The following is a 19,820-nucleotide window of genomic DNA, read 5'->3' as shown; positions in this document are numbered from 1 at the left end:
GGGAGACTTAAAATCGCGGGTTAGCCCTTCTCATAGCCTAGAGCCACCAAAGCACCCTTATGTCCCAGCGCCGCCTGTTTGTCACCACCGCCCTGCCCTATGCCAATGGCAATTTCCATATCGGCCACATCATGGAATATATCCAGGCCGACATCTGGGTGCGGTTTCAGCGCATGCAGGGCCATGCGGTGAACTTTGTGGGCGCGGACGACGCCCACGGCGCGCCCATCATGATCGCGGCTGAAAAAGCCGGCAAGACGCCGCAGCAGTTTGTGGCCGACATCGCTGCGGGCCGCAAGCCCTATCTGGACGGTTTTCACATCAGCTTTGACAACTGGCATTCGACCGACGGACCGGAAAACCACCAGCTGGCGCAGCAGATCTACCTGGACCTCAAAAAGGCCGGGCTGATTGAGACCAAGACGATTGAGCAGTTCTTTGACCCTGAAAAGAACATGTTCCTGCCGGACCGCTACATCAAGGGCACCTGTCCCAAGTGCGGCACCAAAGACCAGTACGGCGACAACTGCGAAAGCTGCGGCGCGGTGTATGCGCCCACAGACCTGATCAACCCATATTCAGCTTTGTCCGGCGCGACGCCTGTACTCAAAAGTTCTGACCACTTTTTCTTCAAGCTGTCCGACCAGCGCTGTGTGGACTTTCTGGAAAAGTGGACGCAGGACGGCAAGCTGCAGCCCGAAGTCGCCAACAAGGTCAAAGAGTGGTTCAGCGTCCGCACCAACCCTGACGGCACTCAGAGCGAAGGCTTGGGCGACTGGGACATCAGCCGCGACGCGCCTTACTTCGGCATTGAAATTCCGGACGCGCCGGGCAAGTACTTTTACGTCTGGCTGGACGCGCCCGTCGGCTACCTCGCATCGCTGAAAAACTGGTTCGACAAGGGCGGCCCCAAGGCCAAACACGGCGACACCCGCAGCTTTGACGAGTACATGGCCGCGCCCGACACCGAGCAGTACCACTTCATCGGCAAAGACATCGTCACCTTCCACACGCTGTTCTGGCCGGCCATGCTGCACTTCAGCGGCCGCAAGACGCCGGACAACGTGTTTGTGCACGGCTTCCTGACCGTGAACAACGGCGAGAAGATGAGCAAGAGCCGCGGCACCGGGCTGGACCCGCTCAAATACCTGGGCCTGGGCATGAACCCCGAATGGCTGCGCTACTACCTGGCCGCCAAGCTCAATGCGAAGAATGAAGACATTGACTTCAATGCCGATGACTTCATGGCGCGGGTGAACAGCGACCTGGTGGGCAAATACATCAACATCGCCAGCCGCGCCGCAGGCTTTATCGCCAAGCGCTCTGCAGGCAAGCTCGGCGAGGTGTCGGCCGACGGCGCTGCCCTGCTGGAAGCGCTGCGCGCCGCGAAGGAAACGATTGAGCCACTGTATGAAAGCCGGGAATACGCCAAGGCCCTGCGCGAAACCATGCTGCTGACGGACCGGGTGAATGCCTATGTGGACCAGAACAAGCCCTGGGAGCTGGCGAAGCAGCAAGGCATGGATTCGCGCCTGCAGGATGTCTGCACGGTGTGCATCGAGGCCTTCCGCCTGCTCACCATTTACCTGAAGCCGGTGCTGCCTGCACTGGCGGCGCAGGTGGAAGAATTCCTGAAAGTCAAACCGCTGACGTTTTCCGATGCTGCTTCCAGCTTGGGTAACGGCCACCTGATTGGCGACTACAAACACCTCATGCAGCGCGTCGACATCAAGCAACTTGAAGCACTCTTTGAGCCTCCAGCCCAGGCGGAATCTGCGCCAATCGCTACCGATTTGATAGCAGAGGCCACAGTCCCTGGCGGCGAGGTGATCGCCCCCACCATCACGATTGACGACTTCGCCAAGGTCGACCTGCGCATCGCAAAGATCGTCAACTGCGAAGCGGTGGAAGGCTCAACGAAGCTGCTGCGCCTGACGCTGGATGCCGGCGAAGGCCGCATGCGCAATGTGTTCAGCGGTATTGCCTCGGCCTACAAGCCTGAAGACCTAGTGGGCAAGCTCACAGTGCTGGTGGCCAACCTGGCGCCGCGCAAGATGAAGTTCGGCATCAGCGAAGGCATGGTGCTGGCCGCCAGCCACGCCGATGAAAAAGCCCAGCCGGGGATTTATGTACTGGAGCCCTTGCCGGGCGCTACACCGGGCATGCGCATTCACTGAGTGTGTTGCGCGAGGCCCGCCTGCATCAGGCTGGCGCTACGGTCCTGGCATCCGTCCCGCCCGCAAAGCGCAGGCCGGTCCCCGAGCGGCTCGAGAGTTCGCCGAGCACAAGGCCCAGCGAGTGGAGCAGTTGCGTGGCGTCGCCTTCTCTGAACGGCGCTTCGGCCACCGCAACCTTGAACTGCAGCACGGTGTTGACTGGCAAGCTGGGGCTGTCGGCAAGTCCACGGGCAATGAGCCGCTGGCCGATGTCGGTGAGCGCCCCGCGCGTCAGGTGCCCCTGCAGGATCAACACAAAATCTCCATCGCGGTGGCGGGCAACGGTATCGCCTTCCTGTGCGACGCTTGTCACGCAGGCACCCGCCTGGACCACCGCGCTTTGTGCTGCCTCCATGCCGTAATCTTGCCGGATGTCGACGGAATTGCCCAGCCGGATGCGTACCACGGCGCCCGCACCCGGGTCGCGCTGCTGGCGGATCAACAGGGCGTCCAGCCGTTGCAGCAGCACGCGGTGGTTGCCCAGGCCGGTCAGCGGGTCCACACGTGTCAGTGCACCCACCCGCACCTGGTTGTCGCGCTTTTCGCGGCTGCGCAGGTACAAGGCCATCAGCAGGAAAAGGATTTCCAGGGCGGCGCCGATTTGCGCGCCGAATTGCGTGGCCGTATTCAAAGGCATCATGCCCTGCGTGCGCAGGATGGGGAAGATGGAACCCACTGTGAGGCATAGCATCGCGGCCATCACCCAGATACCCACACCGGGCCGGCGCCACGTATACCAGACGGAAACGAACAGATAGACGAGGATGCTTCCCAGGTAATAAGGCGTGGCCAGGTTAAAAGACGATTTGTTCCCCAGGATCAGGAAGGCCAGCATGATCGCAAAGCCCAGAAAGGTCATGACCAGCAGCCCGCGGGACAGCCAGGGCACATCGCGGTCAACCACCATCTGGCGCAGCAGGAGATGCAGCAAAGCAGCCGTTGCCAGCGACAGCGCCACGGGGGCGCAGTCGTTCCACCATGCATTGCGGGGCCAGAAGAATTCCCCCGCCAGGCCAGTCAGTGACAGCTGGCCAAGCGCCACGACCAGCACATAGCCGGCATAAAACAGGTGGATGGAATCACGCCATGAGACCGCGTGAAAGCCGCTCATCAGCGCCATCAACAAGACCAGGCCTATGTACACCCCCAGCAACAGGTGCCACTGCTTGGACTGCTCGTGAAAGCTGCCCGGGTCCGACAAGACCCAGTGCATGCTGATCGGGTAGTTGTGGGTGACCCGGAGGTAACTGGGCTGTGTTTCACCGGGCAGCAGCAGCAGCTCGAAAGCCGGCGTCAGGTGGCGCACCGGCCATTGTGCCACCGGGACCACATCGCCAGAACGTTTGATCTGCCATTGCCCTGCAGTGAGAGGGTCTTGTGAAGGCCGATACAGGGAGACGCTGTCCATGTTGGGATGCGGCATCGTGAGCATGAGCCGGGTGGGCTGGCTGACCGCAGGTAACGCAAGGCGGTACCAAAGCGCGCGCCCGTCCCCGGTCTGCATGATCTGCGCGGGCCTGACCGGCGCGCCCTCGCCGGCTTCAAAACGGCTATGGGCCTGCTCGAATGTCAGCGTACCGGAATTGTCGAGCAGTACCCAACCCTGCCCGATGAACCCATTCCCCGCGGGCGGCACGCTTTGTGCAACAAAGGTTGACGCTTCGCCGGTGCTTGTGACTGGCGATTCCTGCGCAATAGCCGCGGCGTGCGCCAGCAGCAGACCTGCCACGCAGGCAGGAAGGCCTGGCAGACGCAGCACAGTCGCTAGCAGAAAACCCAAAAACCCCAACAACCACTTCCCCCCAAGAAACCACAGTGCGATGATCGAAACGGAACGACACTGGCAATTCGGCCCTAAATCGCACCAAAAGTAAGCATTTTGAACTAACTTAACTTCTAATGTAACGAATGTTTACACCTCGAGCAACGGAAAAAAGTCACGAGGAGCGCCTGTTGAGAAGCCAGGTGCAACTTTGCAACTGATCAGCATGATGCATCTACCTGCCTATCTCGCGCCTTTTCGTCCCCGCATGCTGTCTGCGCTCGCCGGCTACAACCGCGAGCGGTTTTTCAGGGATGCCGGCGCGGGCGTCACAGTGGGTATTGTGGCCCTGCCGCTGGCCATGGCATTTGCCATTGCCTCGGGCCTCAAGCCAGAGGCCGGCATCTGGACAGCGATCATCGCCGGCGCGCTGATCTCGGCGCTCGGCGGCTCGGCTGTGCAGATCGGCGGGCCGGCCGGCGCCTTCATTGTCATCGTCTACGGCATCCTTGAGCGCTACGGCCTGGCCAACCTGCTGATCTCCACCGTCTGCGCCGGTGTGTTGTTGTTCCTCCTGGGGTTTTTCAAGATGGGCACGCTGGTGCGCTACGTCCCGGTCAGCATCGTGGTGGGTTTTACCAACGGCATCGCGGTGCTGATCGTGCTGTCGCAAATCAAGGACCTGCTGGGACTGGTCGTGCCCAAAATGCCGGCCGATTTTTTCTCGCAGCTGCGCGTGATCGGGGCGCACCTGGACAGCTTCAACCCTTACGCACTGGGGCTCGGGCTGGTCTGTCTGCTGGGCCTTTTTGTGTGGCCCAAACTGTTTGGCGCGCACACACGAAGCGCCGGCGGTTTCACTACCCGGCTGATCAGGCTGATGCAGGCCGTCGAAGGCGTGCAGCTCAAGCGGGCCACGCGCATGGCTTCCCGCATGCCGGGGCCGATTGTGGCGCTGGTGACGCTCACCGCATTTACCTATTTGCTGAGCCTGCCGGTAGAAACCATCGGCACCCGGTTTGGCGGCATACCGCGCGCCCTGCCGTCCTTTGCGCTGCCTGACTTTTCCTGGGAAACGGTGCGCCTGCTGGTGGCGCCCACCATCACCATTGCCCTGCTGGGTGCGGTGGAGTCACTGCTTTGCGCGCGCGTGTCAGACCAGATTTCCGGCCTGCCGCGCCACGACCCCAACCAGGAGCTGATGGCCCAGGGCGTCGCCAACTTCGTCGTGCCGTTTTTTGGCGGCATGCCGGCCACCGGCACCATTGCCCGCACGGTGACCAACGTGCGCTCAGGTGCCACCTCTCCTATCTCGGGCCTGGTGCACGCCCTCACGCTGGTGGTGGTGGTGCTCGTAGCGGCCCCGTTGGCGGTACACGTGCCACTGGCGGTACTGGCAGGCATCCTGCTGTATGTGGCCTGGAACATGGGGGAGTGGCGCGAATTTGTCCATCTTCGCCAGGCCAGCAGCCACTACCGGCTCATCATGCTGGGCACCTTTTTGCTCACGGTGATTTTTGACCTGACGGTCGCCCTGCAGGTCGGGCTGATCCTGGCTTGCGTGCTGTTTGTGCGGCGCATGAGCACCCTGTTTCAGGTGGTGGAGGTCTCACGCAGCGCGGACGGCGCCAGCTTCCAGCTCTACGGCTCGCTGTTCTTCGGGGCAGTCGCCAAGCTCGACCCCATCCTGAACGTGGTGGAAAGCGCGCCCAAGGGCCTGGTGGTCCGGCTGGACGTACAGTCGCTGCAACTGCTGGACACCTCCGGCCTGGATGTGCTGGAACAACTGCACAAGGCCATTGTGCTGCGCGGCGGCAGGCTGGTGATGGCAGGGCTCAATGCCCAGCCGCGTGCGGCGATGGAGCGCTCCGGTTTTCTGGCAAAAATAGAAACGCTATAAAAACAGGAGCTGCCGGCGCACGTTTTGCCTGGGCTACAGCCGTGTTTTATTTGAAATTCAGCTTCAGCGGTTGTCACCGGTGGAGCCGGCGCTTTCCTCATCCACCGAGCCCGTGCTGACCACCCTCAGGTCCCGGTCAAACACCACCGTGAAAATACGCGCTGTCGACGGCGGATTCAGGTAACGCCAGTCGTAATGGGTTTCCTGTTTCAGCGCATAGGGCGTGACCTTCATCGGCTTGCCCAGCATCTTGCGCACCTGCTCCATGCGCATGCCGGGCTGCACCTTGGCGAAATTTTGCGGCGTCAGCACCTGCCGCAGCGCACTCATCTTTCCGTCCGCGCCGATAGTGATCATGTAATTGACCTGGCCTTGCGGCTGGCGGTTGTATTCGAAGGTGCGGGCGCCGGGCGCCGCCGCAGCGCCGGGCAGCGGCGTTTCGGCCATATCGGCCGCTTCCCAGATTTTTTCAGGCTCACCGAAGCGGGCGCGCACGTCGGCTTCCGTGGCCACGCCTTCTTCCAGTTCGGCGATGCGCTGCGGGTCGCACGCCACCAGGCCCAAGGCCAATGGCAGCAAAGCCATACAGGCAATCGTCCTTATGGAAAAAGAGAGGGAAAAGCCCCCGAGGGCAGGTAATAGTGGACGCAAGGCAGACCCCGGTAAAATCAGTCAACTACACGATTCAGGCAGCTTAGACCCATGTCCCTCCTCAACTTCTTCCGCCGCTCCGACTACACCTCCGACACCACGCAGTTCATTGACGAGCTCAAGGCGAAAAAACCCACCCTGGAAGCCGAGCAGCGCGCCGGGCGCGCCCTGTTGTGGGACAAGAACCTGAGCCGGGCCGAACAAGAGGAATACGGCGAGGCGCGGGTCCCCCAGCAACCTTACGTGTACGGCACCAGCAGTCACCCGAACGGAAAATAAGGGCCAAACAGGCCTTCAGCCCTTGCAGAATGAGCGCAAGTAGCTATCTTTTTTATAGCGACTTTCAACGCACTCACCGCAACGGCTTTTGCCACGGTTCCTTTCCTCACCCTTCCCCCCATGTCCCAAACCCCATTCTTGCCGTCTCCCCAGGAGCTGCCGCCGGCTGCGGGGCAGGAGCTGTCCGCAGCCTTGAGCCCGGACATGCCCGCGGTGATTGACCAGGTGGCGCTGGCCCGCCTGTACGGCGAGCCGCTGTTTGCCATGCCGCAGGACCTGTACATCCCGCCGGATGCGCTGCAGGTTTTCCTGGAGGCATTTGAGGGGCCGCTGGACTTGCTGCTGTACCTGATCCGCAAGCAGAACTTCAACATCCTCGACATCCCGATGGCCGCGGTCACCCGCCAGTACCTCGCCTACGTCGATGAAATCCGGTCCACCAACCTGGAGCTGGCGGCCGAATACCTGCTGATGGCGGCCATGCTGATCGAGATCAAGTCGCGCATGCTGCTGCCACCCAAGAAGGTGGCCGAGGGCCAGGAGCCTGAAGATCCGCGCGCCGAACTGGTGCGCCGGCTACTGGAATACGAGCAGATCAAGCTGGCGGCACACAAGCTCAACGAGGTGCCGCAGTTCGGCCGAGACTTCCTGCGCGCGCAGGTGTATGTCGAGCAGTCGCTGCAGCCGCGGTTTCCGGATGTGCACATCGTGGACCTGCAGGAAGCCTGGCGCGACATCGTCAAACGCGCGCGCCTGGTTCAGCACCACGTCATCAGCCGTGAAGAACTCTCGGTGCGCGAACATATGAGCATCGTGCTGCGCAAGCTGCAGGGCCGCAAGTTCCTCGAATTCGAAGATCTGTTCGATGCCACGCGCGGCATGCCGGTGCTGGTGGTGACCTTCATCGCGCTGCTGGAGCTCTCCAAGGAAGGCCTGCTGGAAGTCACGCAGGCCGAGGCTTTCGCACCGATCTACGTGCGGCTGGCGTATACCCCCGCCTAAAATATTGCCCCCACGGTTCAATGGAGCCCCACGGTCGCTCACTGCGTGTAGCTCCCTGCCCCCGAGGGGCCGCTCCGCCTGCGGTCTGGCAAAGCCAGTCCCGCGGCTCCTGCTTGGCTGGATAGTCCACTCCGCCAGAACCTGGTTCCATTTCAACGATGAATGAGTTTCCATGACTTCCGACAGCCTGGGTTCACATAACTTCGACGTTCTCATCATCGGCAGCGGCCTGGCGGGCCTGTCTGCTGCGCTGCTGCTGGCGCCTGACCGGCGTGTGGCGGTGGTCACCAAGCGCGAACTCAACGATGGCTCCAGCAGCTGGGCGCAGGGTGGCATGGCCGCCGTGCTGGCCGAAGGCGACTCCGTGGAGCAGCATGTGAACGACACGCTGGTGGCGGGTGCTGGCTTGTGCGACCTGCCGGCCACACGCGCCGTGGTGGAGGGTGCGCCGGAAGCCATCAGCTGGCTGCGCGAACTGGGCGTGGCCTTTTCGGAGGACGGTGACCACCCCGGCGAACTGCACCTGACGCGTGAGGGCGGCCACAGCCAGCGCCGCATTGTGCATGCGGCCGACGCCACCGGCGCAGCAGTGCAGCGCACCCTGATGGAACAGGTACGGAGCACGCCGAACATCACGCTGTTTGAGCACCACATGCTGGTTGACGTCATCACCGACCGGCAGCTCAAGCAGCCCGGCAAGCGATGCTACGGCGCCTATGTGCTCGACACCGCCAGCGGCAAAGTGCTGACCTTCAGCGCCGGCCACACCATCCTGGCAACCGGCGGTGCGGGCAAGGTCTACCTCTACTCCACGAATCCCGACACGGCCACCGGCGACGGCATTGCCGCGGCGTGGCGGGCCGGGTGCAGCGTGGGCAATATGGAATTCATCCAGTTCCACCCGACGTGCCTCTACCACCCGGAGGCCAAATCGTTTCTGATCACCGAAGCCGTGCGCGGCGAAGGCGGCAAGCTGCTGCTGCCACCCTCGGCCGGCGGCGGGCGCTTCATGCCCGCGCATGACGAACGCGCCGAGCTCGCGCCGCGCGACGTGGTGGCGCGCGCCATCGACTTTGAAATGAAGAAGCACGGCCTGGATTGCGTCTACCTGGACATCTCACACCAGAGCCCGGCCTTTCTGCAGGAGCACTTCCCCAACATCCTCAAACGCTGCCTCGAGCTCGGCATCGACATCACGCGCCAGCCCATTCCGGTCGTGCCCGCCGCGCACTACACCTGCGGCGGCGTGATGACCGACCTGGCGGGACGCACCGATGTGGCGGGTCTTTATGCCGTTGGTGAAACCGCTTGCACCGGCTTGCACGGCGCCAACCGCCTGGCCAGCAATTCACTGGTGGAATGTGTGGTGCTCGCGCGCGCCACGGCCCAGGCGATTGAAGCCCTTGCACCGGCAGCGGCTCCCGCCCTGCCGGCCTGGGACGAAAGCCAGGTCACGAATGCCGACGAAGCGGTGGTGATCTCGCACAACTGGGACGAACTGCGCCGCTTCATGTGGAACTATGTGGGCATCGTGCGCACCACCAAACGGCTGGAGCGTGCGGCACACCGCATCGCTTTACTCAATGCCGAGATCCAGGAGTTCTATGCCAACTTCCGCGTCACGCGTGACCTGCTGGAACTGCGCAACCTCGTGCAGGTAGCGGACCTTATCGTGCGCTCCGCGCACGGACGGCACGAAAGCCGCGGCCTGCATTTCAGCCGCGACTTCCCCCGCACGGCTGAACAGGCCATCCCAACAGTGCTGATACCGCCTGCAAGCTGATGCTTCCTGAGTTTTTTACCACTTACATCCGGAGCCCCTATGCCTCACCTGACCGTTGAATATTCCAGCAACCTGATCGGCTTTCCCAAAGCTGAAGTGCTCCAGGCGCTGAACCAGGCCGTTGCCGGCAGCCCTGAAATTCAGAACGAATCCGACCTGAAGACGCGGCTGGTCGCGCTGGAGAACTTTGAAATCGGCACGGCACCGGCCGCACGCGCTTTTGTGCATGCCCAGCTGCGCCTGTTGTCGGGCCGCACACCGGAAGCCAAGAAGGACCTGGGTGAGCGCATCGCCGGCGTGCTGCGCCGCCTGACGCCGCAGCCTGCGGGCCTGACGGTGCAGCTGAGCGTGGAAATGGTGGACATGGACCGCGCGTCCTATGTCAAGGAAAAGCTTTAACGGCTCACACGAGCGGGGGCTTAGACAAGGGTCGCGTCAATCCAGCCCCTCAGGCTGTTCACAAACGCCCAGGCCTCTACCGCGGCCAGCGCATCCACCCGCACGACCGCCTCGGTCAGCCGGCCTTCCCGCAAGGCCAATGCACGGCCTACACCCGGCAGCAGCCCGCAGGCCAGCGGCGGCGTTACCCAGCGGCCGTCCACCCGCATGGCGATGTTGCCGCGTGTGCATTCGGTGATCTCACCCTGCGCATTCCACAGCACGCTGTCGAATACATCAGGCGCGGTCGGCGTGAAAGCATCGTAATGGGCGCGTCGCGTCGTTTTGAAACGTACAAATTCGCCATGCATGGCATCCAGCGGGTTGCCGGCCAGTTGCAGGCGCACCTCAGGCGGTGACGGCTCCATGGCATAAGCCTGGGCGGTGAATTGGCCGCCGGCACTGAGCAGCAGGCGCACACGCCAGAGCCCCTGCGGGTGCCCCTGCGCCAAAGCCTGCAGGCACGCGCGGGCTTGCGCCGCATCCCATCGGTGGCCAAAGTGGGCCGCAGAAGCCGCCATGCGTGCCAGGTGGTCTTCCCTGTGGCGCAGCCGGCCGGCGTCCAGCGCCAGGGTTTCCAGGATGTCAAAAGGCTCGCTGGCACGCGCCAGAAAGGCCTGCTTGTGGCGCCACTCCTGCCATTCCCCTCCAGCGACGGAGCCCGAGGTGATGCCGCTGCCGATGCCGCACCGCGCCTGGGCACCGCGCAGGCTGACCGTACGGATCGGCACGTTGAAAGTCGCCGCGCCGCCGGGCTGCACTACGCCAATGGCCCCGCAGTACACACCGCGCGGCCCGGCTTCCAGCGAACGAATCGCCTGCATGGCGCGCACCTTGGGTGCGCCAGTGATCGACCCGCAGGGAAACAGCGCGGCAAACACATCGGCCAGGCTGCAGCCGGGCCGGGTGCGGGCCTGCACATCGGAGGTCATTTGCCAGACCGCGGGAAGCGGCTCGGTGTGGAACAGGCGCGGCACATGCACGCTGAAGGGCTCGGCAATGCGCGACAGGTCATTGCGCAGCAGATCCACGACCATCACGTTTTCGGCACGCTCCTTGACCGAGGTACGCAGCGCATCAGCGTGGGCGGCATCGCTTTCGGGAGTCGACCCACGCGGCGCCGTGCCCTTCATCGGCCGTGTCAGAAGCTCCCCATTACGCCAGTCAAAAAACAACTCGGGTGACACCGACAACAACTGCTCATCGCCGGTATCCAGAAAGGCCGCATAACCGCCGGGTTGTGCGCGCTGCAAAGCGCCAAACAGGACTTGGGCTGGTGCAGCTTCCTGGCCCGGCAACAACAGGCCGGTCATCTGGGCCGTGAAATTGACCTGGTAGTACGCGCCGTCGGTTATCGCCTTTTGCAGCGTGCCGAGGGCTTCGTCAAAAGCCGGTCGCTCCAGCCCCGGTTGCCACTGCACCTGCACGCCAGCGTCCGGTCCGGTCGCCGGACTGGTTGGCGGCCAGGGCAACGCTTCGTCATGCACCGCAAACCAGGCCAGCGGGCCATCCGCTTCGTGCACGGCCAGCGCGGTGTCAAAAGCCGGTGCGGCCTCATAGCGCAGGTAACCCACACACCAGGCGCCCTGCGCAGCTGCGGCCTGCACGGCATCCAGCACCGGCCGTACCTCATCAGGCGTGCGGGCGACCAATATTGATTGCGGGGTGCCGAAGGCACGGCGCAGACGCGGCGCGGCACGATCATGCGGGTCCGAGAAGTCAATACGGGCCGTTATAAGGCTCATATCAGCCTCCAGCCCCAATAAAACAAGCGCGAGCAGCTATCAAAACAGGAGCGTTTTCCTGCCCGGAGCCGGCCTCATGCCGCTCCGATATGCGGCACCAGCCCGGCGGTAGGCTGGCCTTTTTTCAGGGCGGCGGTAAAAGCCAGCATGCGGTCAATCGGCAGCCGGGCGCGCAGGCCCAGTGCAGGGTCTATCTGTACCTCATGCGCACCGGTTTCCAGCACATGGGCCAGTCCGGCCAGGCCGTTCATGGCCATCCACGGGCAGTGCGCGCAGCTTTTGCAGGTGGCGCTGTTGCCGGCAGTGGGGGCTTCAATAAACACCTTGCCAGGGTTAAGCGTGCGCAGCTTGTGCAGCATGCCGTTGTCGGTCGCCACAATGAATTCCTGCGCATCCATCTCGCGTGCGGCTTTCAGGATGCCCGAGGTGGAACCCACGGCATCGGCCAGCGCCACCACGTCGGCGGGCGACTCGGGATGCACCAGTACCTTGGCGCCTGGGTGTTCTGCTTTCAATGCCTGCAATTCAAAGGCCTTGAATTCGTCATGCACGATGCAGGCACCGTTCCAGAACACCATGTCGGCACCGGTTTCGCGCTGGATATAGCCACCCAGGTGCCGGTCGGGCGCCCAGAGGATTTTCTGGCCCTGGTCCTTGAGCTCGCGCACGATGTCCAGCGCGCAGCTGGAGGTGACGACCCAGTCCGCGCGCGCTTTCACGGCCGCGCTGGTATTGGCATAGACCACCACCGCGCGGTCCGGGTGGGCATCGCAAAAAGCGCTGAATTCATCCACCGGACAGCCCAGGTCAAGCGAACAGGTGGCATCCGGGTCGGGCATCAGCACGCGTTTTTCTGGTGAAAGAATCTTCGCCGTTTCGCCCATGAAGCGCACACCCGACACCACCAGCGTCTGTGCTGCATGGTCCCTGCCAAAGCGCGCCATCTCCAGCGAATCCGATACCAGGCCGCCGGTCTCTTCCGCCAGGTCCTGCAGGTCGGGATGCACGTAGTAGTGCGACACCATGACGGCGTTGCGGGCCTTGAGCAGCTCGCGGATGCGGGCCTTCAGTGCAGCGCGTTCGGCCGGCTTGGGCTCGGCCGGCACACGGGCCCAAGCCTGGTGTGTGCTGCAGGCAGCACCCTCGGGCTGCTCGTAGTCGACCCGGATGATGGGCAATACCTCGCTCATGCCGCCTCCGCGCTTTCCGCATCAAAACGCATGGAAAAATCAATCGCCCGCACGTCCTTGGTCAGGGTGCCGATGGAAATCCGGTCCACACCGGTTTCGGCCAGCGTACGCAGGCCCTCCAGCGTGACCCCGCCTGAAATTTCCAGGATGGCTCGCCCGTGGTTAATGCGTACGGCTTCTTTGAGGTCAGGCAGGCTCATGTTGTCCAGCAGCACCATGCGTGCGCCGGCGTTCAGCGCCTGCGCGAGCTCGTCCAGGTTCTCGACCTCAATCTCCACAAAGTCAGCCTGTGCGGCGGCATCGGCGGCACGTGCCAGCACCTGCGCAATACCGCCCGCCGCCGCGATGTGGTTTTCCTTGATGAGCACGGCGTCGTACAAACCGACCCGGTGATTGGTACCGCCGCCCGTGGCAACGGCGTATTTCTGCGCCAGCCGCAAGCCGGGAAGTGTTTTGCGTGTGTCCACGATGGCAGCCCGCGTGCCTTTCACGATGTCGACATACAGGGCCGTTTTACTCGCCACGGCGCTCAAGAGCTGTAAAAAATTGAGCGCCGTCCGTTCAGCCGACAGCAGGGCACGGGCCAGGCCGCGCACCTCGAACACAACCTGGCCGGCTTCACAGCGCTCGCCATCCAACACATGCCAGACCAGTTGGGCCTCCGGATCCAGCTGCCGTATCGCAGCCTCGACCCAGGCCCCGCCGCAAACCACTGCATTCTCACGTGCCACCACCTGAGCCCGCGACTGGCGGGCCGGGTCAATCAGCGCCGCGGTCAGGTCGCCGCTGCCGAGGTCCTCCGCCAAGGCACGCGCCACATCTGCCCGGGCCAGCACGGCAAGCGATCTGGGTGTGAAATCAAATGACTTTTTCATAAGCAATCTAAGAAAAAAACCGCGCAGTACCCTGCACTAAACTATTGAGCAGACCTCAAAACTGTCGCAAATGTTACAGCGACATCTGTCGGCGCCACCTGCCGGCCCTCCCGCCCCTTTTGGGTGTTTCCTTTTGCCGGAGTACACCTCCGCACAAAACATGTTCAGAACCCTGCTCAAATCCAAAATCCATCGCGCCGCGGTGACCCACTGCGAACTCAACTACGAAGGCTCCTGCGCCATCGACGAAGACCTGCTGGACGCCGCCAACCTGGCCGAGAACGAACAGGTGCACATCTGGAACATCAACAACGGTGAACGCTTCATCACCTACGCCATCCGCGCCGAGCGCGGCAGCCGCATCATTTCGGTCAACGGTTCCGCCGCACGCCGCGCCGCGGTGGGTGACCTCGTCATCATCGCCGCATTTGCGCAGGTGCATGAAGAGCATGTCGCAGGCTTCAGCCCCAAGCTGGTGTTCGTGAATCCGGACAACCGCATCAAGGAAGAGCGCTCGACCATTCCGGTGCAGAAACCCTGACCCGCGCCCGACTCGTGCTTTAGTCCCCGGCCTGCAACGCAAGAGCAGCCTGGGCTTTCGCTTCTTTCTTTCACCACGGGCCTTCATGGACAACCTCTCAATGACCCAGCGCAGCCTGCGCCATGTGTGGCATCCCTGCACGCAGATGAAGCTGCACGAGGCGCATCCCCCCGTGCCCATCGCCAGGGCCGAAGGCGTGTGGCTGTATGACTTTGAAGGAAAGCGCTACCTGGACGGCATCAGCTCCTGGTGGGTCAACCTGTTCGGCCACGGCCATCCGCACATCAAGGCTGCACTGCGCGACCAGCTGGAGCGGCTTGATCACGTCATGCTCGCAGGGTTCACGCACGAACCGGTGGTGGAGCTGTCTGAGCGGCTGGGCGTGCTGACCGGCCTGGGCCATGCGTTTTACGGCAGCGACGGCGCCAGCGCCACCGAGATCGCACTGAAGATGAGTGCGCATTACTGGCGCAACACCGGCAAGCCCGAAAAGTGCCGCTTCATCGGGCTGGCCGGCGGCTACCACGGTGAAACCGTGGGCGCGCTGGCCGTGACGGACATTGCCATTTTTAGGGAGGCCTATGCGCCGCTGGTGCGGTTGGCAGCCACTGTGCCCAGCCCCGATGCACGCGGCGCGCAGCCTCGCGAAAGCGCCGCGGATGTAGCGCACCACGCGGCTGCCGGGCTGCAAAGCTGGCTGGAGCAGCACCACGCGCAGACTGCCGCACTTATCCTGGAGCCCATGGTGCAGTGCGCCGCCGGCATGGCCATGCACGATGCCGCCTACCTGCGCGAGGCCCGTGCGCTGTGCGACCGCTATGAGGTGCACCTGATCGCCGATGAAATCGCCACCGGCTTTGGCCGCACCGGCACGATGTTCGCGCACCAGCAGGCGGGCATACGGCCTGACTTCATCTGCCTCTCGAAAGGTCTTACGGGCGGCACGCTGCCGCTGTCGGCGGTGCTGACCACCGACACGGTGTACGAAGCGTTTTACGACGACGACGTGGCGCGCGGCTTTCTGCATTCGCATTCCTACACCGGCAACCCGCTGGCCTGCCGCGCCGCGCTGGCCACGCTGGAACTGTTTGAACAGACCGACGTGCTGGCCCGCAACACCATGCTGGCAAACACCCTGGACCAGGCTTTTGCGCCGCTGACACAGCACCCTGCGGTGCGAAACGCGCGCAGGCTGGGCATGATCTGGGCCTGGGATATTGAGCCCGGCGCCGCTCCCAACTTCGCACGCCGCTACACGCAGCATGCGATGGCCAACGGCGTGCTACTGCGTCCTATCGGCCAGGCGATTTATGCCATGCCGCCCTATGTGATGGACGAGGAAGCGGTGGACCACCTGGCACGCGGCGCGCTGGCGGCACTCAAGGCCACGCTGGCCGAAGAAAGCAGCGCACATGGCTGAAGCGGCGCACAAAACGGTTTCGCTGTTTGTGACCGGCACCGACACCGGCGTCGGCAAAACACTGGTCAGCACCGCACTGTTGCATGCGCTGGCCCGGCGGCACCTGCGTGTGGTGGGCATGAAGCCGGTGGCGGCAGGCACGATGTCCGTTAATGGCATGGATACCAATGAAGATGTGCTGGCCCTGCGCGCCGCGTCGACCTGCCGTGTACCACCCGAACTCGATAACCCCGTGCTGCTGCCCGACCCGATGTCCCCGCACATCGCGGCGGCCCGCGCCGGTGCACGCATTGACATCGCCCACCTGGCGGCCTGCCACCGCCAGCTCGCGCAACTGGCCGATGCGGTGGTGGTGGAAGGCGCCGGCGGCTTTCATGTGCCGCTCTCGCCGCTGGAGACGGGCGCTGACCTGGCCCAGGCGCTGGGCCTGCCCGTGGTGCTGGTGGTGGGCCTGCGGCTGGGCTGCCTGAACCACGCGCTGCTCACCGCCGAAGCCGTCCGCGCGCGCGGCCTCACGCTGGCCGGCTGGGTGGCCAACCACATAGCCCCCGACATGCTGGCGCAAGAGGACAACATCGAATTTCTGCAGCAACGGCTGCAAGCGCCCCTGCTGGCCAGCATCGCCTGGCAGCCGGGCATGGACGCACACAACATCACCATCAACCTTCCCGCTGAATGGCAATGAACATGACTTCCTCCTGGCTCGACGAATTCCCGGCGCGCGTCGCCGAACTGGACCGTGCCCATCTGCGCCGGCAGCGCCGCGTGGTGGTGCCCGAAGGCGGCGCGCGTCTTTCGATTGACGGGCAAAACATGCTGGCCTTTTGCAGCAACGACTACCTGGGCCTGGCCACACATCCGGCGCTGGTGCAGGCCGCTTGCAAAAGCGCGCAAGCGTATGGCGTAGGGGCCGGTGCATCGCCGCTGGTCAGCGGCCACAGCGCCGCCAACGAAGCACTCGAACGTGAACTGGCCGCCTTCGTGGGCTTGCCGCGTGCGCTGTATTTCTACGCCGGCTACGCCACCAACATCGGCATCGTGCCGGCGCTGGTGGGTGCGGGCGATGCGATTTTTTCGGACGCGCTGAACCATGCCTGCCTGATTGACGGCGCCCGGCTCTCGCGTGCAAAAATCCACCGCTACGCCCATGCTGACCTGGACGCGTTGCAGCGTGAGCTCGCACAAAGCGATGCGCCGCGCAAGCTGGTGATCAGCGATGCGGTGTTCAGCATGGATGGCGACATTGCCGACATCGCTGCCCTGGTGGCGCTGTGCGAGCGCCACGACGCCTTGCTGCTACTGGACGACGCGCATGGTTTTGGCGTGCTGGGGCCACAGGGACGCGGCAGCCTGGCTGCGGCTGGCCTGCATGGCGCGAAAGCTTCGCGCCGCGTGCTCTACATGGCCACGCTGGGGAAAGCTGCCGGCGTGGCTGGCGCGTTTGTGGCGGGCGACGAGGCGCTGATCGAATGGCTGCTGCAAAAAACCCGCAGCTATATCTTTGCGACCGCCGCGCCTGCACTGCTGGCCAGCGCGCTGCGCGCCAGCCTTGAACTGATTGAGCAGGATGAATGGCGCCGCACACATTTGCAAAAGCTGATCACGCGGCTGCGCAACGGTTTGTCGGCTGGCCTGAAGGGCAGCCACTGGCAGCTGCCTCCATCGCGAACGGCTATCCAGCCGCTGCTGATAGGCCGCAACGACGAAGCGCTGGCCGCGATGGAAGGCCTGCGCGCACGCGGCATCTGGGTGCCGGCGATTCGCCCGCCCACCGTGGCTGAGGGAACGGCCCGTTTGCGCATCGCATTGTCGGCTGCTCACAGTGAAGCCGATATTGATCTGCTGGTCGAAGCCCTGACAGCCTTGGTCAAACAGCGACCGCAAGCATCACAACAACTGGCATCACCAATACCGTGCTGAAGAACGCTTCAGCTAGACTCAAAAACCCAGTCCCCCGAAAGGAAAAAGACCATGTCCCATGTCGCAGAACAATCCATCACGCTCCACCGTCCACGCCCTCAGGTTTCACATGCCGAACCAGCAGGCGAGCAGCGCTGGAGTGTGGACGCCATCGAGGCTTTGTTCAACCTGCCTTTTCCGGAATTGATGCACCAGGCACAAACCGTGCACCGCGAAAACTTCGATCCCACACGCGTTGAATTCGCCACCCTGCTGTCCGTCAAAACCGGCGGCTGTGCCGAAGACTGCGGCTACTGCCCGCAAGCCGCGCGCTACGACACCGGCGTAGAAGCCAGCAAGCTGATGGAGCCGGCCGAGGTGCTGGCCGCGGCCCAGCGCGCCCAAGCCGCAGGCGCGACGCGTTTTTGCATGGGCGCCGCGTGGCGCTCACCCAAAGACCGCGACATTGAAAAAGTCGCCGAGCTGGTGCGCACCGTGAAGGCGCTGGGCCTGGAAACCTGCGCCACGCTGGGGATGCTGGAAGACGGCCATGCCCAAACGCTGCAAAGCGCGGGCCTGGACTATTACAACCACAACCTGGACAGCGCGCCGGATTTTTACGGCGACATCATCACCACGCGCGACTACCAGGACCGCCTGGACACGCTGGCGCGTGTGCGCAGCGCCGGCGTCAAGGTCTGCTGCGGCGGCATCGTTGGCATGGGCGAGACGCGCCGCCAGCGCGCCGGCCTGGTGGCCGAGCTCGCCAATCTCACGCCCTACCCAGAGTCGGTGCCCATCAACAACCTGGTGAAGGTGGAAGGCACGCCGCTGGCCAATCAGGCCGACCTGGACCCGTTTGAATTTGTGCGCACGATTGCCGTGGCGCGCATCACCATGCCGACCGCGCGCGTGCGCCTCTCGGCAGGCCGCCAGCAAATGGGCGACGGCGTGCAGGCACTGTGCTTCCTGGCTGGCGCCAATTCAATTTTTTACGGCGACAAGCTGCTGACCACCGGTAATCCCGACACCGAAGCGGACGTGAAGTTGCTGGAGCGCCTGGGCATGAGCCGGTCGGCACCCGAGGCCCGCTAGGCGGCACAGCTTGTCTGGGCTCTCTAAACCGGGCACAAAAAAGCACCCCGAAGCTGGTTAGACTCTCGCTAAATTCCGGACTCACCCATGACGACTCCTGCCGACACTTCCCATCCAGCATCAGCCACGCCTTACGGCACGCTGCCGCCGTCGTCTACACCTGGTACGCCGCCTGCGCGCAAGCCGGTCAGCCTGCCGCGCCTGCGTGAAATGCAGGCGCACGGCGAAAAGATCACCATGCTGACGGCCTACGACGCCACCTTTGCCGCGGTGGCCGACGCGGCCGGCGTGGAATGCATTCTGGTGGGCGATTCATTGGGCATGGTCTGCCAGGGGTTGACCAGCACCGTCGGCGTGACGCTGGAGACCATGCGCCACCACACCGAGTGCGTGGCCAACGGCCTGCGCCGCTCGCAAGCCACGGCCTGGTTGATTGGCGACTTGCCCTTCGGCAGCTATCACGAGTCCAAAGAGCAGGCCTTGCGCAGCGCCACCGTGCTGATGCAGGCCGGCGCCCACATGGTCAAGCTGGAAGGCGGCGGCTGGACGGCCGAGACGGTGCGCTTTCTGGTGGAGCGCGGCATCCCGGTCTGCGCCCACCTGGGCCTGACACCGCAGACCGTGCATGCACTGGGCGGTTACCGCGTGCAGGGCAAGGGCGACGAAGCCGCTGCCACGATGACGCGCCACGCGCGCGACCTGCAAGACGCGGGCGCCGCCATGATGGTGCTGGAGATGGTGCCCGCGGCCCTGTCGGCCACGCTCACACAGGAGCTCACACATTGCGCCACCATCGGCATTGGCGCGGGCAACGGCACCGCAGGCCAGGTTCTGGTGCTGCATGACATGCTGGGCATGAACCTGGGCAAGATGCCGAAGTTTGTGCGCAACTTCATGGAAGGCCCGGACAACAAGACGGCCAGCGTGCGCGGCGCCATGGAAGCCTATGTTCGCGCCGTGAAAGACGGCAGCTTTCCGGTGAATGCCACCCACGCCTGGTAGCACGCTTCACCCTCCCGCCCTT

At 63.7% G+C, this 19,820-nt stretch carries 17 protein-coding genes; 12 read left to right on the top strand and 5 right to left on the bottom strand.

Annotated elements, in window-relative coordinates; genetic code table 11:
- Positions 1–59: 59 nt before the first annotated feature.
- The gene (gene metG, locus ACQ4MS_RS14225) at positions 60–2,177 is read left to right on the top strand and encodes a methionine--tRNA ligase (protein ID WP_431095276.1); all 2,118 of its coding nucleotides are present in this window, start codon (positions 60–62) and stop codon (positions 2,175–2,177) included.
- 25 nt (positions 2,178–2,202) lie between these two features.
- Here the strand turns inward: metG and ACQ4MS_RS14220 are convergent, their stop codons facing one another.
- On the bottom strand, positions 2,203–3,975 hold the full coding sequence (locus ACQ4MS_RS14220) for a sensor domain-containing diguanylate cyclase (protein WP_431095274.1): 1,773 nt from the start codon (positions 3,973–3,975) through the stop codon (positions 2,203–2,205).
- 232 nt (positions 3,976–4,207) lie between these two features.
- Between ACQ4MS_RS14220 and ACQ4MS_RS14215 the strand changes: the two genes are divergently transcribed.
- A complete protein-coding gene (locus tag ACQ4MS_RS14215; protein WP_431099593.1) occupies positions 4,208–5,878 on the top strand; it encodes a SulP family inorganic anion transporter in 1,671 nt (556 codons plus the stop codon).
- 63 nt (positions 5,879–5,941) lie between these two features.
- Here the strand turns inward: ACQ4MS_RS14215 and bamE are convergent, their stop codons facing one another.
- Entirely contained in the window at positions 5,942–6,463 is a 522-nt protein-coding gene (bamE, locus tag ACQ4MS_RS14210) for an outer membrane protein assembly factor BamE domain-containing protein (protein WP_431095273.1), read from the bottom strand.
- A gap of 117 nt (positions 6,464–6,580) precedes the next feature.
- Between bamE and ACQ4MS_RS14205 the strand changes: the two genes are divergently transcribed.
- From ACQ4MS_RS14205 to ACQ4MS_RS14190, 4 genes are all read left to right on the top strand, one after another.
- Positions 6,581–6,808 (top strand): DUF3460 family protein, encoded by a 228-nt coding sequence (locus ACQ4MS_RS14205; protein WP_431095272.1) that lies wholly within the window; start codon positions 6,581–6,583, stop codon positions 6,806–6,808.
- 120 nt (positions 6,809–6,928) lie between these two features.
- Entirely contained in the window at positions 6,929–7,810 is an 882-nt protein-coding gene (locus tag ACQ4MS_RS14200; protein ID WP_431095271.1) for a segregation and condensation protein A, read from the top strand.
- Between the two features lie 172 nt (positions 7,811–7,982).
- On the top strand, positions 7,983–9,593 hold the full coding sequence (nadB, locus tag ACQ4MS_RS14195; RefSeq protein ID WP_431095270.1) for an L-aspartate oxidase: 1,611 nt from the start codon (positions 7,983–7,985) through the stop codon (positions 9,591–9,593).
- 39 nt (positions 9,594–9,632) lie between these two features.
- The gene (locus tag ACQ4MS_RS14190; RefSeq protein ID WP_431095269.1) at positions 9,633–9,992 is read left to right on the top strand and encodes a 5-carboxymethyl-2-hydroxymuconate Delta-isomerase; all 360 of its coding nucleotides are present in this window, start codon (positions 9,633–9,635) and stop codon (positions 9,990–9,992) included.
- Positions 9,993–10,012: 20 nt separating this feature from the next.
- Here the strand turns inward: ACQ4MS_RS14190 and pabB are convergent, their stop codons facing one another.
- The 3 genes from pabB to nadC all read right to left on the bottom strand — a co-directional run bounded on the left by pabB (position 10,013) and on the right by nadC (position 13,841).
- Entirely contained in the window at positions 10,013–11,776 is a 1,764-nt protein-coding gene (gene pabB, locus ACQ4MS_RS14185; protein ID WP_431095268.1) for an aminodeoxychorismate synthase component I, read from the bottom strand.
- A 74-nt stretch (positions 11,777–11,850) separates the two neighbouring features.
- Positions 11,851–12,966: a quinolinate synthase NadA gene (gene nadA / locus ACQ4MS_RS14180; protein WP_431095267.1), complete on the bottom strand. Its 1,116-nt coding sequence runs from the start codon at positions 12,964–12,966 to the stop codon at positions 11,851–11,853.
- Positions 12,963–13,841 carry a carboxylating nicotinate-nucleotide diphosphorylase gene (gene nadC / locus ACQ4MS_RS14175; RefSeq protein ID WP_431095266.1) on the bottom strand — a complete coding sequence of 293 codons (879 nt, stop codon included), beginning with the start codon at positions 13,839–13,841 and terminating at the stop codon, positions 12,963–12,965. The genes nadA and nadC overlap by 4 nt, the downstream gene beginning before the upstream one ends.
- A gap of 160 nt (positions 13,842–14,001) precedes the next feature.
- Here nadC and panD point away from each other — a divergent pair, with 160 nt between their 5' ends.
- From panD to panB, 6 genes are all read left to right on the top strand, one after another.
- A complete protein-coding gene (panD, locus tag ACQ4MS_RS14170; protein ID WP_431095265.1) occupies positions 14,002–14,382 on the top strand; it encodes an aspartate 1-decarboxylase in 381 nt (126 codons plus the stop codon).
- A gap of 85 nt (positions 14,383–14,467) precedes the next feature.
- Positions 14,468–15,802 carry an adenosylmethionine--8-amino-7-oxononanoate transaminase gene (locus ACQ4MS_RS14165; protein WP_431095264.1) on the top strand — a complete coding sequence of 445 codons (1,335 nt, stop codon included), beginning with the start codon at positions 14,468–14,470 and terminating at the stop codon, positions 15,800–15,802.
- A complete protein-coding gene (gene bioD / locus ACQ4MS_RS14160; protein ID WP_431095263.1) occupies positions 15,795–16,487 on the top strand; it encodes a dethiobiotin synthase in 693 nt (230 codons plus the stop codon). Before ACQ4MS_RS14165 ends, bioD begins: the two co-directional genes overlap by 8 nt.
- Positions 16,488–16,489: 2 nt before the next feature.
- Positions 16,490–17,722, top strand: coding sequence for an 8-amino-7-oxononanoate synthase (gene bioF / locus ACQ4MS_RS14155; RefSeq protein ID WP_431095262.1), 1,233 nt, complete (start codon positions 16,490–16,492; stop codon positions 17,720–17,722).
- Positions 17,723–17,773: 51 nt separating this feature from the next.
- The gene (bioB, locus tag ACQ4MS_RS14150; protein WP_431095261.1) at positions 17,774–18,796 is read left to right on the top strand and encodes a biotin synthase BioB; all 1,023 of its coding nucleotides are present in this window, start codon (positions 17,774–17,776) and stop codon (positions 18,794–18,796) included.
- An 87-nt stretch (positions 18,797–18,883) separates the two neighbouring features.
- Entirely contained in the window at positions 18,884–19,798 is a 915-nt protein-coding gene (gene panB / locus ACQ4MS_RS14145; RefSeq protein ID WP_431095260.1) for a 3-methyl-2-oxobutanoate hydroxymethyltransferase, read from the top strand.
- Positions 19,799–19,820 lie beyond the last annotated feature (22 nt).

Origin of the sequence: Polaromonas aquatica, assembly GCF_050626995.1 — a bacterium.
In the GTDB taxonomy this organism is placed as follows: Bacteria; Pseudomonadota; Gammaproteobacteria; order Burkholderiales; family Burkholderiaceae_C; genus Polaromonas; species Polaromonas aquatica_A.
Note: the sequence above shows the minus strand (reverse complement) of the source record. Positions and strands in the feature narration are given on the sequence as shown.